This window comes from Actinopolymorpha sp. B11F2, from assembly GCF_040195635.1.
Classification (GTDB): domain Bacteria; phylum Actinomycetota; class Actinomycetes; order Propionibacteriales; family Actinopolymorphaceae; genus Thermasporomyces.
Genome location: NZ_JBEFTX010000002.1, coordinates 179,884 through 195,135 on the forward strand (window position 1 = coordinate 179,884; position 15,252 = coordinate 195,135).

General features: G+C 68.0%; 14 protein-coding genes. 11 read left to right on the plus strand and 3 right to left on the minus strand.

All coding sequences use genetic code 11. The features are described from left to right. From ABN034_RS04720 to ABN034_RS04760, 9 genes are all read left to right on the plus strand, one after another. A complete protein-coding gene (locus tag ABN034_RS04720) occupies positions 1 to 1,431 on the plus strand; it encodes an ABC transporter substrate-binding protein (protein WP_349689740.1) in 1,431 nt (476 codons plus the stop codon). Next, positions 1,428 to 2,330, plus strand: coding sequence for a carbohydrate ABC transporter permease (locus ABN034_RS04725; RefSeq protein ID WP_349689741.1), 903 nt, complete (start codon positions 1,428 to 1,430; stop codon positions 2,328 to 2,330). Before ABN034_RS04720 ends, ABN034_RS04725 begins: the two co-directional genes overlap by 4 nt. Beyond that, positions 2,327 to 3,169, plus strand: coding sequence for a carbohydrate ABC transporter permease (locus ABN034_RS04730; RefSeq protein ID WP_349689742.1), 843 nt, complete (start codon positions 2,327 to 2,329; stop codon positions 3,167 to 3,169). The genes ABN034_RS04725 and ABN034_RS04730 overlap by 4 nt, the downstream gene beginning before the upstream one ends. 53 nt (positions 3,170 to 3,222) lie before the next feature. Continuing rightward, entirely contained in the window at positions 3,223 to 3,549 is a 327-nt protein-coding gene (locus ABN034_RS04735) for a family 43 glycosylhydrolase (protein ID WP_349689743.1), read from the plus strand. 159 nt (positions 3,550 to 3,708) lie between these two features. After that, on the plus strand, positions 3,709 to 5,217 hold the full coding sequence (gene glmU, locus ABN034_RS04740; RefSeq protein WP_502878975.1) for a bifunctional UDP-N-acetylglucosamine diphosphorylase/glucosamine-1-phosphate N-acetyltransferase GlmU: 1,509 nt from the start codon (positions 3,709 to 3,711) through the stop codon (positions 5,215 to 5,217). Continuing rightward, positions 5,214 to 6,194: a ribose-phosphate diphosphokinase gene (locus tag ABN034_RS04745; protein ID WP_349325481.1), complete on the plus strand. Its 981-nt coding sequence runs from the start codon at positions 5,214 to 5,216 to the stop codon at positions 6,192 to 6,194. Before glmU ends, ABN034_RS04745 begins: the two co-directional genes overlap by 4 nt. Before the next feature lie 455 nt (positions 6,195 to 6,649). After that, positions 6,650 to 7,279: a 50S ribosomal protein L25/general stress protein Ctc gene (locus ABN034_RS04750; protein ID WP_349689745.1), complete on the plus strand. Its 630-nt coding sequence runs from the start codon at positions 6,650 to 6,652 to the stop codon at positions 7,277 to 7,279. Between the two features lie 41 nt (positions 7,280 to 7,320). After that, positions 7,321 to 7,917, plus strand: a complete 597-nt coding sequence (pth, locus tag ABN034_RS04755) for an aminoacyl-tRNA hydrolase (RefSeq protein WP_349689746.1) — start codon at positions 7,321 to 7,323, stop codon at positions 7,915 to 7,917. A 296-nt stretch (positions 7,918 to 8,213) separates the two neighbouring features. Continuing rightward, positions 8,214 to 9,257 (plus strand): glycoside hydrolase family 26 protein, encoded by a 1,044-nt coding sequence (locus tag ABN034_RS04760; RefSeq protein ID WP_349689747.1) that lies wholly within the window; start codon positions 8,214 to 8,216, stop codon positions 9,255 to 9,257. Between the two features lie 33 nt (positions 9,258 to 9,290). On the opposite strand, the gene ABN034_RS04765 is transcribed toward ABN034_RS04760, so the two are convergent. After that, the gene (locus tag ABN034_RS04765) at positions 9,291 to 10,973 is read right to left on the minus strand and encodes an oligosaccharide flippase family protein (RefSeq protein WP_349689748.1); all 1,683 of its coding nucleotides are present in this window, start codon (positions 10,971 to 10,973) and stop codon (positions 9,291 to 9,293) included. Continuing rightward, positions 10,970 to 12,922 (minus strand): hypothetical protein, encoded by a 1,953-nt coding sequence (locus ABN034_RS04770; RefSeq protein ID WP_349689749.1) that lies wholly within the window; start codon positions 12,920 to 12,922, stop codon positions 10,970 to 10,972. The genes ABN034_RS04765 and ABN034_RS04770 overlap by 4 nt, the downstream gene beginning before the upstream one ends. Before the next feature lie 227 nt (positions 12,923 to 13,149). On the opposite strand from ABN034_RS04770, the gene pssD reads away from it, so the two are divergent. Further along, on the plus strand, positions 13,150 to 13,644 hold the full coding sequence (gene pssD, locus ABN034_RS04775; protein WP_349689750.1) for a PssD/Cps14F family polysaccharide biosynthesis glycosyltransferase: 495 nt from the start codon (positions 13,150 to 13,152) through the stop codon (positions 13,642 to 13,644). A 50-nt stretch (positions 13,645 to 13,694) separates the two neighbouring features. Beyond that, positions 13,695 to 14,219, plus strand: a complete 525-nt coding sequence (locus ABN034_RS04780; protein WP_349689751.1) for a glycosyltransferase — start codon at positions 13,695 to 13,697, stop codon at positions 14,217 to 14,219. Positions 14,220 to 14,304: 85 nt separating this feature from the next. Here ABN034_RS04780 and ABN034_RS04785 read toward each other — a convergent pair whose 3' ends face one another. After that, positions 14,305 to 15,246 carry a glycosyltransferase family 2 protein gene (locus tag ABN034_RS04785; RefSeq protein ID WP_349689752.1) on the minus strand — a complete coding sequence of 314 codons (942 nt, stop codon included), beginning with the start codon at positions 15,244 to 15,246 and terminating at the stop codon, positions 14,305 to 14,307. Between the last annotated feature and the right edge of the window lie 6 nt (positions 15,247 to 15,252).

A 15,252-nucleotide genomic window follows, 5' to 3' on the forward strand; every position in this document is an offset into this window, starting at 1 on the left:
ATGGCCACCAGGACCAACGATCCCCGCCAACCCGGCCCCAGCGCGCCCATCCGCAGCGCACCCGGCCGGGCCGATCTGAGCCGGCGCAGCCTGCTCGGCATCGCCGGACTGGCCGGAGGCGCGCTCGCGTTGCCGGGATGCTTTTCCACCGGAGGGACGACCGCGAACCAGGGGAGTACGAAACCTGGAGGCAAGGTCGACTTGACATTCTGGCTGCCAGGCGGCGCGGACGGGTACCTGAAGGTGCACGAGGACGTCGCCAAGGAGTACGGAAAGCAGCACTCCAACGTCAACGTCGCGGTCACCCGGCTCACCGGTGAGCAGAACTTTCTCGAAGTGCTGCTCGCCCGGATCGCCGGCGGTAATCCACCGAGCGCCACGGTGTTGTGGGACACGCCGGTCGCCCTGGGCATTCGCGGTTCCCTGATGGAGCTCGACGCCTTCATGGAGAAGTCGGAGAACTCCCAGCTCGCCAACTGGCCCGAGGCCGTGCTCGCGAGCTGCCAGTTCGACGGAAAGACCTATGGACTGCCGTTCACGGCGGGTTCGTACGCCATGTACTACAACCAGGAGTGGTTCGAGGAGAAGGGAATCCCGGCCGAGCGCGAGAGCTTCCCGAAGACCTGGGACGACCTGCGCAGCCTGTCCAAGGAGTTCACCAGGTGGAAGGGCGACAAGATCGAGGCGGCCGGTTTCCTGCCGCCCTTCGACCAGTACACGTTGCCGGTCTGGTCGGCCCTGAACGGCGGGCAGATCTTCGACGCGTCGGCCGGCAAGTACACCATCGACTCCGAGCAGAACATCGAGATGATGGAGTACTTCGTCTCCTGGATGAACGAAGAGTACGAAGGCGATCTGCGCAAGGTCACCAGGTCCTTCGAGGCCCTGCTCGGCGAAGCGCCGCCCACCTTCCAGGAGAAGCGGCTCGCGATGCGCTTCGACGGCACCTGGCTGATGGGCGACTTCTACAGCGTCGAGGCGAAGTTCGAACGCTGGGAGGTCGCGAGCAATCCGGTTGGTCCGAGCGGCGGCAGCACGGTGTCGGGATACTGGCCGAACTGGATGGCCATCCCCACCGCCTCCAACAGCCCGGAGGAGGCCTTCAACTACCTCGACTACATCGCGGTCGAGGGAGCGCAGGCACAGTTCGCGGAGTTTCCCGACCTGCCGACCAATGCGAAGGTCCCCGACGACATCGTGCCCTCGAAACTCGTGGAGAGGCGCGGACAGGAGTATGCCGAGGACGCCACCGCATTCTTCCGTGAGCAGCTGGACATCGCCACACCGATGTGGGACTCACCGGTGCAGACGTTCGCGATCGACCAGCTCACGCGCGTGCTCGAGCAGATCTCGACCAAGGCGGCGAAGCCCAAGGACGCGTTGGCAGAGGCACAGAAGGCCTGCCAGGCCGAGTTGGACAAGGTGCTGTGAGGTCCAGCCCGATGCGCCGGCGGGAGGCACTCGCCGGGGTGGCGTTCACCCTCCCGTGGATCATCAGCCTCGTGGTCTTCACGGCCTATCCTGTGCTGGCGTCGGCCTTCTACTCGTTCACCGAGTACAGCATCGTGCAGCCACCGAAGTGGGTCGGCCTCGACAACTACGAGAAGATGCTCACGGCCGATCCGTCGTTCTGGATCGCGGTGCGCAACAGCGCCTACTTCGCGCTGGTCTCGGTCCCACTCGGTCTCGTCGCGTCACTGATCCTGGCCCTCATCCTCAACCTGAGTGCGAAGGGGATCGGCTTCTACCGCACGCTCTTCTACCTTCCGGTCCTCGCACCGCCGGTCGTGAGCACGATCATCTTCATGCTGATGTTCAGCCCGGAGAGCGGGCTCGTCAACACGGCCTTGCGCACGGTCGGCCTGCCGACACCTGGATGGCTCAGCGATCCGGCCTGGTCGAAACCCACGCTGGTCATCCTGAGCCTGTGGGCGCTCGGTGCCTCCACCCTCATCTTCCTTGCCGGGCTCAAGGAAATTCCCCAGTCGTTGTACGAGTCGGCGTCGATCGACGGCGCGGGCCCCTGGTCGCGACTGCGCCACATCACCGTCCCGCTGCTCAGTCCGGTGATTCTCTTCAACCTGGTCATGGGCGTGATCAGCTCGTTCCAGGTCTTCACCTCGGCCCTCATCGTCGGTGGAACGACCGGCGAGCCGCTCGAGTCGACGCTGATGTACGTCGTGCTCATCTATCGCAATGCCTTCAGGTACTTCGCGATGGGATATGCCTCGGCGCTCTCCGTCGTCCTCTTCCTGTCCATTCTCGCCGTGACGTTGCTGATCTTCGCGACCTCACGCAGGTGGGTCTTCTACGCGGGACGTGACCAATGACGCCGGTCGTACGCCGCCGACTCCTGGCGCTTGCCCGACACCTGTTGCTGATCGCCGTGTCGGTCCTCTTCATGATGCCGTTCTACTGGATGGTGAGTTCGGCACTGAAGGACGACAACCAGATCCTCAGCCTGCCGATCCGGTGGTGGCCCAGCCCGACCCGCTGGGAGAACATCCCCGCTCTGATGGACTATCCGGGGTTCCCGTTCTTCCAGATGTTGTGGAACAGCGTGTTCTATGCAGGATCGGTCACGGTCGGAACGGTGCTGTCCTCGGCGCTCGTGGCCTACGGCTTCGCCCGGCTGCGCTTTCCCGGCCGGAACGCGTTGTTCATGGTCACCGTGTCGACGCTGATGATCCCGCCGCTCATCATCTTCATCCCGACCTACGTCCTCTTCAAGGTGATGGGACTGATCGGTACGTACGCACCGCTGATCATTCCGCAGTTTCTGGGCAGTGCGTTCTTCATCTTCCTGCTGCGGCAGTTCTTCCTCACGATTCCGCGCGAGTTGGCCGACGCGGCCCGGGTGGACGGTGCGGGGGAGTTCCGGATCTTCGCGCAGATCATGCTGCCGTTGGTGCGGCCAGCGCTCGCGGTCGTGGCTGTCTTCACCTATCTCTACACCTGGCACGACTTCTTCGGCCCGCTGATCTACCTGTCGAATCCGGACACCTATCCGCTGAGCCTCGGGCTCTTCGCGTTCCACGCGCAACGGACGACCGAATGGGCGCTGCTCATGGGTGCATCGACGCTGGTGACGATCCCACTGATCATCCTGTTCGCATTCACGCAGCGCTACTTCCTCCGCGGCATCGCCCTGACCGGCATCAAGGGATGATCAGGGCTGTCTTTTCTTGGTGGCCCGGCGGTACTACACGGCCGACTCGATCGATGCCGGCCGGCAGTGCATCGGGCTTCTACTCGGCGAATGCGTACGACTCCGATGCGTACGGTGTGGGCTACGCGGTCTGCGACTCGCCGGTCGGGCCGTGCCGGAAGGCGGCGGAGAACCCGATCCTGTCCTCGCGGGGCAGCGCTGCTGGCCCGGGGCACATGTGCCTCGTCACCTGTCACGGACGTACCTGGATGCTCCACCACGCCTGGATCGCCGACGCGATCGGCTCGGTCGTACCCGGCCGGCCGATGTGGCTCGACGAGGTGGTCTGGACCGACGGTCGGCCGGAGGTCCACGGCCCGACGGTCACCATGAGTCCGTAGGCGGCCAGGATCCAGCCGCGGGCAAAGGGGCTGGTCCGACTCTGACGCCCCGGCTTGGCGGGTGCGGCCTCGGAGCCGGGCCGGCGGAAGTATGCTCGGGCCGAACCCGCCGTACTTGTGTCGCACCTGCCCGCGAGGCCGAGGAGCTTTGCCCGCGTGATCGACTCCAGCAGTCCCGCCGCCGTCATCGTCCTCGCCGCTGGCAAGAGCACCAGGATGAAGTCGCGGACACCCAAGTTCATGCACGAGATCGGCGGCGTCAGCCTGCTCGGCCTTGCGGTCGGGACGGCTCGCGCGCTCCAGCCGGATCATCTCGCCGTCGTCGTCGGGCACGGCCGGGAGCAGGTCGTCCCGCACCTCGCCGAGCTCGACCCCGACGCCCAGCCGGTGGTGCAGGAGGTGCAGGGGGGCACCGGCCACGCCGTCCGTACCGCACTGGAAGCACTGCCCCCGCTCCGCGGCACGATCGTGGTGACCTACGCCGACGCACCGCTGCTGTCCGCCGAGACGCTTCGCGAGCTCATCGCCGGCCGGGCCGCGGGCGACGCTGCCGCGACCGTGTTGAGTGCCGAGGTGAGCGACGCCACCGGCTACGGCCGGATCGTCCGCGACGAGCGGGGCGTGGTCACCGGCATCGTCGAGCACCGTGATGCCACACCCGAGCAGCGGGCGATCACCGAGATCAACTCGGGGATCTATGCGTTCGATGCGAGCCTGCTCGCCGACGCGCTCGCCCGGGTGAAGGCGGACAACAGTCAGGGTGAGGAGTACCTCACCGACGTGCTCGGAATCCTGCGCGAGGACGGTCACGAGGTGACCGCCGTAGTGGCCGAGGACTTCCGCGACATCCTCGGTGTGAACGACCAGATCCAGCTGGCCGAGCTCCGGCGCGTCCTCAACGACCGGATCCTCGCCGGGTGGATGCGCGCCGGCGTCGCCGTCATCGACCCGGCCACGACCTGGGTCGACGCCACCGTGACGCTGGAGCCCGACGTCACGTTGCACCCGAACACCCAGCTACGCGGCACCACCTCGGTCGCCGCCGGTGCCGAGGTCGGCCCCGACACCACCCTCACCGACACGCGGGTGGGCGCTGACGCGCAGGTCGTCCGTACGCACGGATCCGGCGCCGAGATCGGCCCTGAGGCAAATGTCGGCCCGTACGCCTATCTACGTCCGGGCACCAGGCTCGCCGCGAAGGGCAAGATCGGGACTTTCGTCGAGACGAAGAACGCCGAGATCGGCCCCGGCGCCAAGGTGCCCCACCTGACCTACGTCGGCGATGCCACGATCGGTGAGGGTGCCAACATCGGAGCCGGCACGATCTTCGCCAACTATGACGGCGTACACAAACACCACACCGACGTCGGGCGGCATGCGTTCGTCGGAAGCGACTCGGTGCTGGTCGCGCCGCGCCAGATCGCCGACGGGAGCTACGTGGCCGCCGGTTCGACCGTGGTCAAGGACGTCGCGCCGGGGGAGCTCGCGGTCGCCCGCGGACAGCAGCGCAACATCGCCGGCTGGGTCGCCCGCAAACGAGCTGGTACGAAGTCCGCCGCGGCCGCCGAGGAGGCGCAGCGCGGCGGGGGCGGCGACCCGACGTCTGACCAGCCGGTGAACCCGAGAGAGACTGACGATGTCGAGGACCACGGGAGGAGCGGTCAGTGAGCGGGCTCAAGCGCACCACCCACAAGAACCTCATGTTGTTCTCCGGGCGGGCGCATCCGGAGCTGGCTCAGGAGGTCGCCGAACTGCTGGGAGTCGATCTCGTCCCCACCACGGCGTACAACTTCGCCAACGGCGAGATCTATGTGCGCTTCGACGAGTCCGTCCGAGGGTGTGACGCCTTCGTGATCCAGAGCCACCCGGCGCCCATCAACGACTGGATCATGGAGCAGTTGATCATGGTCGACGCGCTGAAGCGGGCGTCGGCGAAGCGGATCACGGTGGTGACACCGTTCTACGGCTACGCACGACAGGACAAGAAGCACCGCGGCCGGGAGCCGATCTCCGCGCGACTGATGGCCGACCTGCTCACCACCGCCGGCGCCGACCGGCTGATGGCCGTCGACATCCACACCGCTCAGGTCCAGGGCTTCTTCGACGGTCCGGTCGACCACCTGCTCGCGCTGCCGGTGCTGGCGGAGCACATCGAGTCGCGAGTCGACACGTCGCAGGTCACCGTCGTGGCACCGGACTCGGGGAGGGTTCGCGTCGCGGAGCAGTGGGCCGAGCGGCTCGGCGGCTGTCCGCTGGCGTTCATCCACAAGACCCGTGATCCGAACGTCCCCAACCAGGCGGTCGCCAACCGGGTCGTCGGGGACGTCGAAGGGCGTACCTCCCTCATCGTCGACGACATGATCGACACCGGCGGCACTGTCGTGAAGGCCGCGGACGCGCTGATGGCCGCGGGGGCGCGCGACGTCATGGTGGCAGCCACCCACGGCGTACTCTCCGACGCCGCGGTCGACAAGCTCAAGAACGCCCCGATCCGCGAGGTCGTCGTCACCAACACGCTCCCGATTCCCGCCGAACGCAGGTTCGACAGCCTCACCGTCCTGTCCATCGCGCCACTCATCGCCCGGGCGATCCGCGAGGTATTCGAAGACGGCTCGGTCACCAGCCTCTTCGGCGGAGCCAACTGATCGGCCAGTAGGCGAGTGCAGGGGGCGTCCGCCGGCGCGGCGCTCCGCTCGTCGGGTGAGTCGTTTCGGCCCATAACGCGAGGGCCCGGGGCAAATGAGGCTCACCGTCCCGGCGGTAAATGACCACGCTGCCCATGCGTACGAAACCCGGGACAGGTGGCGGCGCCTCGTCGGCGACCGCTGGCATGGGTAGCGTGGTCATTTGCCGCCGGCGCGGCTACCGCTGGCATGGGTAGCGTGGTCATTCGCCGCCGGGACGGTGGACCTCAGGTGCCCTGGGTGGGTCGTGACGATCGTTGCCGGGTATTCTGTCCCGGTTGCCTCGGCGAGGGACGCCCGGTCTCCGGCTCCGTGATCGACGCGGTGCCGGCCAGGTGCGCCGCCGAGCAGCAAGCCGCCGCCCGCCGACACTGTCATCGACACCGTACGCAGACATCGTTCGAGGAGTAGCTTCCGTGCCCGAGGTCAAGATCAAGGCCGAATCCCGCAACGAGTTCGGCAAAGGTGCGGCCCGCCGCATCCGACGCGCGGGCCTGGTGCCCGCGGTGTTGTACGGCCACGGCAGCGCTCCGGTCCACATCACGCTGCCTGGTCATGAGCTGATGCTCGCGCTCAAGACCGCCAACGCTCTCTTCGACGTCGACCTGGGCGACCGCAGTGAGCTCGCGATCCCGAAGCAGGTCCAACGCGACCCGATCAAGGGGTTCCTCGAGCATGTCGACCTGCTGATCGTCCGGCGTGGCGAGAAGGTCGTCGTGTCCGTGCCGGTCGTCCTCGTCGGCGACGCCGCTCCTGGCGGACTGGTCTCCCTCGAACACACCGCACTGTCCGTCGAGGCGGAGGCCACCCACATTCCCGGGCAGATCGAGGTGTCGATCGCCGACGCCGAGATCGGTACGCAGGTCCACGCCAGCGACATCACGCTGCCCCGTGGCGTACTCCTCCAGGACGACCCGGAGGTACTCGTCGTCAACATCACGGCTCCTGCCGCCGCGGAAGCCGAAGAGGAAGCTGAGGTGGCCGAGGGCGAGGGTGTCCAGGCGGCCGAGGGTGAGGCCGGCGAGTCGGGCGAGGACACCGACTAGTCCTCCACGACCGGCAGCGCATCCTTCGTACGGAATGACACATGGCCGACGACGCCTGGTTGGTGGTGGGCCTCGGCAACCCCGGACCGACCTACGCCGCGCACCGGCACAACGTCGGACACCTGGTCCTCGACCTGCTCGCTGAACGCATGGGCGGGAAGTTCCGCCCGCACCCGCGCGGCAGGGCGGATGTTCTGGAGGGGCGGCTCGGAGATCTCCCGGGCCTGCGCGTGGTGCTGGCCAAGCCGCGGTCGTACATGAACGAGTCGGGTGGCCCGGTCGCGAGCCTCGGTGCTTTCTACAAGCTGGACCCCGCGCGGTTGGTCGTGGTGCACGACGAGTTGGACATTCCGTACTCCACGCTGCGGCTGAAGTTCGGCGGTGGTGACAACGGACACAACGGGCTCCGGTCGATCCGCCGCTCCATCGGCACGGGCGAGTTCTTCCGGGTGCGTTGTGGGATCGGACGGCCTCCGGGGCGGCAGGACGCGGCCTCTTTCGTCCTCTCTCCGTTTTCGAGTGTCGAACGCAAAGAGCTACCGCTTTTCGTCGAACGCGCCGGCGATGCGGTCGAGACGCTCACACTCGAAGGCCTCGAAAAGGCGCAGAACGCCTTCCACGGCGAGGGCATGCGTTAACGCCGGGGTTCGGTTGGGACGTGGGACGGGCACAGTCGTGACGTGTGAGTGATGCCATGTCGCCTTTAGATCGGCGACCTGGTGGGATTTCTTGAGTATGCGGGTGGACGGCGTGGTCACGGTTCGATCTCACGTGCAACCGATGGGGTGGCGGACAGGTCAAGTGCTTCGAAGGCGCTGGCTTCACACCCGGGGGGTGTGTGGAGCCGGCGCTTTCTCTCTTGTCCATCGCCACACCTGGCAGTTGTCGACACGGCGCCGCACGCGTCGATGGATCGGCGGAGGGGATGGGCGTCATGCGACGGAAGTTCACCAGTGCCGTCATCATCGTTGCCGCGCTTCTTCTGGTCGCGGCATGTCAACAGCCGATTGCCGGAACAGGTGAGGAAGCGCCGGGACCGCTTGTCAACAGTACCTGCGGTGTAGGGCCGAAACTGGTGCCGAACTGCGGTGCGTGGTGGGGAGTCGCCGCCAACCCCCTGGGAAGTGAAACCTGGGAGCAGGCCCTGGTGAATTTCGAAAGTCGAATCGGCAGGACCGTCAATGTTGCGCATTTCTACAAGCGTGCGGGACAGCTTTTCCCGACCAAGCAGGAAATTGCTCTCGCCAACCAACCTGGAAAAGAACGCATTCTGTTCTTCAACTACAAACCGGAGGCCGGGCACACCTGGCGTGAGGTGGGCCGAGGTGCCACCAACGCCGAGATCGACCGGCTGGCCGCCTATATCAAGGCGAACTTCACCAAGCCGTTCTTCTTCACGGTTCACCATGAGCCCGAGGACGAAGTACGGCAGGTGGCGGGATCGGGATACACCGCCCAGGACTACGTGTTGATGTACCGGCACGTGGTGATCCGACTGCATCAACGCGGGTTGCGCAACGTCGTGCGGGTCATGAACTACATGGGCCTTCCCAAGTGGGGCTCGCAGCCGTGGTTCAACGCGCTGTATCCCGGTGACGATGTCGTCGACTGGATCGCGTCCGATCCGTACATCTTCGGGTCGGGACAGTACTGGGGAGGCGTGTCCGACCTGATGAATCGGCGCTTCCCCGAGTATCCGAGCTGGCCGGGCTTCTATACGTGGGCGACGGTCAACCATGGCAGCAAGCCGCTCATGCTGGCCGAATGGGGAGTGGTCGAGAAAGTCGGCAGTCCCGGTGCGAAGGCGAACTTCTTCCGGATGCTGGGTGACCAGGTCCGGCAGTGGCCGCGGGTAAAGGCGTTGGTGTACTGGAACGCCGCATCCGACCGGACTGTCGGTGCCACCCGGGTGGACTCCAGCACACCGTCGCTGAACGAGTACGCGAGAATCGGCCGGCTGCCCTACTTCAACCGGTGAGACAAGCCGCCGGAGTCCCGCGCCGGAGTGCGATCAGCCGCGGGAGACGATCCGACGCTCACGGCGGGCGCGGATCGTGATGCCCGGCAGGGCCCCCTGGAAAGCCGCGAGTTCCAAGGTCGTGCGACCGCGCCAGAGCATCGCCGCATAGGCCACACACATGAGCGGCAACCAGCTGCCCACCACCGGGAGGGACATCGGAAGCACCAGGGCGATCAGCAAAGGGACACCACCGAAACACAGTCCCGCGCTGACCGCGACCCAGCCGACACCGGGCCCGAGCGAGGTGACGCCGAATGCCCGGCGTACCTGGATCATCGGCAGCACGTTGCGCACCAGGAGCGCGGCTGCCCAGGCCAGTGCGGCGCCGGTGATGCCGAACGGAGGTACGAGGAGCACGACGAGGATGACGTCGATGACGAGCGCCGAGGCGTTGTTGACCAGGCTCTGTCGGCTTCGGCCGGCCATGAGTAGGACGACATCGACCGACCCGGTGGCGGTCGTCGCCAGCATCGTGAGGGCCAGGATGACGACCGTCGCGAGGCCCGATTCGTACCCGCTGCCGAAGATCCTCAGCAGGAGGGGTGCCGCGATCGCGCTGGTGAGGTAGACCGGCCAGGTGATCGCCATCAACCATGCGGTCGACGTGGAGAAGACCTGTCGTACGCCGGGGAGGTCGCCGCGCGCGAAGAGCTTGGACAGTTGAGGAGCGAGCACCTGCTGGATCGCCTGCATGCCCATCTGGCCCACCACGAGGAACCGGGTCGCCGCGGTGTAGACGGCCGCGTGCCCGGGGGACAGTAGCGCCGCGACGAGCACGATGTCGGTGCGCTGCAGCGCGACCTGGCAGATCCGGCCGAGCGCGCGGGGTGCGGTGAACGCCCAGAAGTCCTTGGCGAGCTCCGCCCTGGTGGGTTCGGCGGCGAGCGCGTGAGCGCCCTCCGGTGGCGCTGACGCAGGTGAGGCTGTTGACGGCGAGGGCATTGACGGCGAGGGCGGCAGGAGAGCCGACGTCGGGGCAGTCGACGTCGAGGGTGTGGACGTCGGGGGTGTGGACGGGCTCATGGACATCCGGCTGCGGGCGATGCGGCGGCACCACCACGCGACCGCCACCAGGCCGAGAAGATAGGGCGCCGCCCAAGCGACGGCGAGCCCCGTCGGTCCGACGCCGAGAAGCAGAGCGACGAGCACACACAGGATCTGTCCAGGCATCCGCCCCAGCTTCTCGACCACGACGTTGGCCCGGGTCGTGCCGTAGGCCAGGGTCGCCGCCACCACCGTGTCGTACGCCGTCGCGATCGGAAGCGCCAGCGCCAGCACCCGGAGCATTCCGGTCATCGGGACCTGATCCGTGCCCCGGCTGATCACGGCGGAGAACCACGGAGCGGCGACCCAGACGACGACGGCGACCGCCACGCTGAGCGCGATGACGGCACGCAGGGCGATACGGACCGTCGCCAGGGCGCTCGCGGGGCTTCCGGCGACCAGGCGGCGCTGGATGGCGTGGGCGAGTCCCACGTCGGTGCCCAGGGCGGAGACCGCGGTGACGATGAGGAAGAACGACGTGGCCGCGAACAGCATCCCGGCAATGTCCTGGCGTACACCGTTGGTCACCAGGACGACGAGGGCAATGCCGGCGCCGCCGCCGATGACGGTTCCGGCGACGTTCAGGACGCCGCCTCGAGCCAGTTGCCGGATGGGAGCGGTGCTGGTCACCGATCGTCCGCCCGGAACGCGCGGACGTTCGCCGCATCGCGGTGTCCGCTCGCTGGCTCGGAGCGGTCAGGAGTCGGAGACGGTAACCCGTTGGCCGCCTCGCCGAGGCGTCCGTTGGTCGCGGCAGACCGTCCGTTGGCCTCGCTGGGGCGCCCGTTGGTCGCGGTGCCGGAATGCCCGTTCGCACCGCCCGGCCATCCGTTGGCGGTGCGACCAACCGAAGCGCTCCCGGACGCCGGGCCCGCCGGATGGCCAGTCGCCGGGTGCCCAGTCGCTGTCCCGCTACGCCGGCCGGTGCCAGCGACGCCGGAGTGCCCGCGGCTTGCGGCATCCCTCCCGGCCGGATCGCTCCCGGCGTTACGGCGTTCGTACGCAGGAGCGCCGTCGGTGGCCTCGGCCCTCCTGGGATCAGGCCGGTCGGCACGCGCGGAGGTGACATCCGGCCCGGGGACCGCGGGCCCGGCGTGGTGGACCTTGCCCGTGCGGCCGTCGATGACGATGACACCGACGGCGGCGGACTGCAGCCTCGCCAGGAGCGCGGCGGAGTTCTGCAGCTCCGTGCGCGTGGTCAGCCTGCGGGCCGCGACGAGGACCACCGCGTCGGTCAGCGCGGCGAGTGCCTGGCCGTCGGCGGTGGTGACCGGCTGTCCGGTGAGCAGGACGTAGTCGTACCACTCGCGCAGCTGACCGACGGTCGAACGCATCTGCGGCGACAGCAGCTGGTCCATGGTGGTGCGCTGCGGCCGCCCGAACGGCAGCAGCACGAGGTTGTCCTCCGGCTGGACGAGGAGATGCCGAAGGTCAATGGTCCCGGCCAGCAGGTCGGCCAGGCCAGGCAGGGACTGCGTTCCGGTGAGCAGCTCGCCGGCGGCGCCAGCGGTGTCGACGAGGACGACGCTGAAACCCGCGCGGGCGAGGCCGGTGGCGAGTCCGGCCGCCTCGGGTGCGGAGGAGACGTCGGGGGAGAGGCTGGCCACAGTCATGACGACAGGTGGCGTGTCGACCGAGCCGACGACGGCCGTACGCAGCTGGCGGTACGGCTCGGGCAGGCCCCGCCCGCGTCGGTCCGTACGCCCGGCGAAGCGATCGCGCTCTCCGATGACCCCGAGCAGTCGGATGTCGAGATGCTCGACCTCGCCAGGATCGAGCAGGCGGTCGTCGGCGCGGGTACGGAACAGCGCCAGCATGGCGCCGAGAGTGAGCCCTGCGATCGCGCCCGCCCCGCCGAAGAGCACGGCGTTGGTGCCGCCTGCCGTGAGAGGCATGGTGGCCGGGCTGATCACCTGGCCGGGCGCGAGGTCGGTCGCGGTGAGCGTGCTGACCTCGGTCTCGAGGCTGGCGATCTGGGAGGCGAGGGCGCTGACCCGCTCTTCCAGATAGGCGTGGCGGGCCGAGCCTTCGTCGGCCTTACCCAGCTCGTCGGTGGCGTCACCGAGTGCTGTCTGGATGTTGGTCTGCTGCTTGCGGATCCGGGCCAGCCGGGAGTTGGTGAGGGACTTGGCGCGGGTGCCGCGGTAGTCGAGGTAGGACTCGGCGAAGGCCTGTGCGCCGCGGATGGCGTCTGACGGGCTCTCGGCGGTGAACGAGATCCGCAGCACCTGGGTGTTGGTGGGGTTCTCGACCTTGACGAGCTCGTGCAGGTCGTCGGTGCTGAGGTCGGTCTTCAGGTCGCGCGAGACCAGTGCGGCGACGCCTTCGGTGCTGACCAGCTGGGCCTCGGTCTCGAGGTTGACGAGCTGCTCGCCGCGGCCGTCCGGCGCGAACGGGTTCCCTTCGAGCGGGTTGAGCAGGACCGAGGCGGTGGCGGTGTACTGGATCCCCTGACGCAGCGCACCCGCGACACCGGCGGTGGCGCCGAGGAGGGTCAGGACGAGGATCAGCAGCAGGTGTCGGCGGAGTGCGCTGGTCACGAACGCCACTGGCGAATACGCCTCGCGGACCTCACGCATAGCTGTCCCCCACCCCCTTCACCACTGCTCAAGAGACGGTAGACCAGACCCTGCCCAGACCGACGCGGTTTCGGTGGGTTGTAGTGAATCGGCCGGGAGTGTGCCAACAGTCTGGTCCGTACGGGTTCGACCCTGCAACAATTTGGCATATGTCCAGCAAGTCGGGCATGCGACCGGCTGGGCCGCACGCGGAGAATGACACTGAGTAGCCACACTGGGGGATGCGGATGAGGGAACATGGCGGATGTACGCCTGGCGCGGCAGGACGCCCGCAGCGCGTGCTGCTCGTCGGATCGAGCGGTGGGCACCTGGCCCAGCTGCTCGCCCTGAAGCCGTGGTGGGAGTCCCGCGACCGGACCTGGGTGACGTTCGCCACCGAGGACGCGAAGTCCAGGCTCCGCGACGAGCGGGTCGTGTGGGCGCACTTCCCGACGACCCGCAACCTCCCCAACCTGATCCGCAACTTCTTCCTCGCGATCAGTGTGCTCCGACGGCAGCGTCCGGACGCCGTGGTCTCGACCGGCGCCGGCGTCGCCGTACCGTTCTTCCTGCTGGCCCGCGTGCTCCGGATTCGTACCGTCTATCTCGAGGTCTACGACCGGCTCGACACGCGCACGCTCACCGGCAGGCTGTGCCGCCCGCTGTCGTCCCTCTTCTGCGTTCAGTGGGAGGAGCAGGCCCGGCTCTACAAGGGGTCCCACGTCGTCGGAACCCTCCTCTGAGCCGTCGACATCCGGCTATCGAGACCTGTGCTGCAGAGAGAAGTGAACGCATGCACCTGCTGGCCATGGTGGGGACCGACTACCACCCGTTCGATCGCCTAGTCCGCTGGGTCGACGCGTGGAGTGTCGGACACCCCGAGGTGGAGTGCCTCATCCAGTACGGCACCGCCCCGGCGCCGCGCCACGCGGCCGGGGTCGCCTATGCCGAACACGATGAGCTCGGCGAGTGGATGGACCGGGCGGGCATCGTCGTCTGCCACGCCGGGCCGTCGACGATTCTCGAGGTCCGTCATCGTGGCCTGCTGCCGATCGTCGTTCCGCGCTGTGGCCAGTCCGGTGAGCACGTCGACGACCACCAGGAACGCTTCGCCAGCCGGCTCGCCGGCACCGGCCTCGTCCTGACCGCCGGGTCGCAGCGGGAGCTCGGCGTCCTGCTGGACAAGGCCCTGGATGACCCGACTGTGGTACGGCTGTCCGAGGTGGCCCACGGCGCGGTGACAGATGCCGCCGTACGCCGGTTCGGCGAGCTCGTCGCTGGCCTGTTCAGCCCCGTCCGCACAGGGAAGCGTCGCTGACCCCGGCCTTGCCCTCCCCGTGATCATGATCACGGGAGACTGGCACACGGTGGAGCCGGGATCGGGCGCCTTGCGCCTGTCGGCCTCAGATGCCGCGGCCGAAGGAGTTGGCGGTGGCGAGTACCCGGTCGGCCGACAGGAGGCGGAGGGCGACGACGACCGTGACGTACGCCCGGGGCTCACGCCAGTTGAGCCGGAGCACCCGCCCCACCGCGCGAAGTGCCGCCCGCGGCTGCCCCAGCGCCGCGTAGGCGAAGGCCTTCTGCCCCTCCAACCGGGCGAGTCCGTGCGGATCCTCGCTCAACACCGGATGCTTCGCGAGGACGTAGTCGATGGCGTCGATGATGGTTTGCCAGCGCCGGTTGAAGAACGACGTACGCCCCCACAGAACGCGCACCAGCGGGCGTTCGACGACGGCGATCGGCCCGGCGTGGGCGGCGCGCAGAATCCAGTCGTAGTCCTCGCCGTAGCTGCCGGGGATGTCCTCGTCGACGACGCCGATCCGCATCCGGAGGGCGTCGGCCCGGACGACGACGGTCGACGGGTGCGCCTCCATCACGCGGCGGCGGGCGAGCGTAGCGACGCTGAGGTCGGCCGCGGTGGGTACCCGGTGGACGATCCGATCGCCGTACCGCACCTCGATGCCGGTCACCGCGACATCGCTGCCGGTCGCCTGCAGCCGCTCGACCTGCAGCGCCAGCTTGCCTGGCAGCCACTCGTCGTCGTCGTCGCAGAACGCGATGATCTCTCCGCTCGCGGCGTCGATCCCGGCGTTACGCGCGCCGGCCAGTCCGGGCGTACGTGAGTTGGCGATCGCGCCGACCCGGCGTCGTGGTCCGTACGTACGACCGGCGCACACGGACTCGTCGACGGGCGCCTGGTCGAAGACCACGACGCACTCGATGGCCCCCGGGTAGTCCTGGTTTATCACGGCGTCGATGGCCCGGCGCAGGAGTTCTGGCCGGCTCCTGGTGGCGATCACCACCGTCACCGACGGCGCTGCGTCGTCGGCCCTGTCTGCGGTCATCCGGGT

Bases quoted from the DNA above. Each gene is read 5' to 3' on its own strand.
- pssD (WP_349689750.1), top strand. From the start codon at position 13,150: ATGAGGGAACATGGCGGATGTACGCCTGGCGCGGCAGGACGCCCGCAG.
- ABN034_RS04785 (WP_349689752.1), bottom strand. From the start codon at position 15,246: ATGACCGCAGACAGGGCCGACGACGCAGCGCCGTCGGTGACGGTGGTG.
- ABN034_RS04735 (WP_349689743.1), top strand. From the start codon at position 3,223: ATGCCGGCCGGCAGTGCATCGGGCTTCTACTCGGCGAATGCGTACGAC.
- ABN034_RS04780 (WP_349689751.1), top strand. From the start codon at position 13,695: ATGCACCTGCTGGCCATGGTGGGGACCGACTACCACCCGTTCGATCGC.
- ABN034_RS04760 (WP_349689747.1), top strand. From the start codon at position 8,214: ATGCGACGGAAGTTCACCAGTGCCGTCATCATCGTTGCCGCGCTTCTT.
- ABN034_RS04770 (WP_349689749.1), bottom strand. From the start codon at position 12,922: ATGCGTGAGGTCCGCGAGGCGTATTCGCCAGTGGCGTTCGTGACCAGC.
- ABN034_RS04730 (WP_349689742.1), top strand. From the start codon at position 2,327: ATGACGCCGGTCGTACGCCGCCGACTCCTGGCGCTTGCCCGACACCTG.
- ABN034_RS04720 (WP_349689740.1), top strand. From the start codon at position 1: ATGGCCACCAGGACCAACGATCCCCGCCAACCCGGCCCCAGCGCGCCC.
- pth (WP_349689746.1), top strand. From the start codon at position 7,321: ATGGCCGACGACGCCTGGTTGGTGGTGGGCCTCGGCAACCCCGGACCG.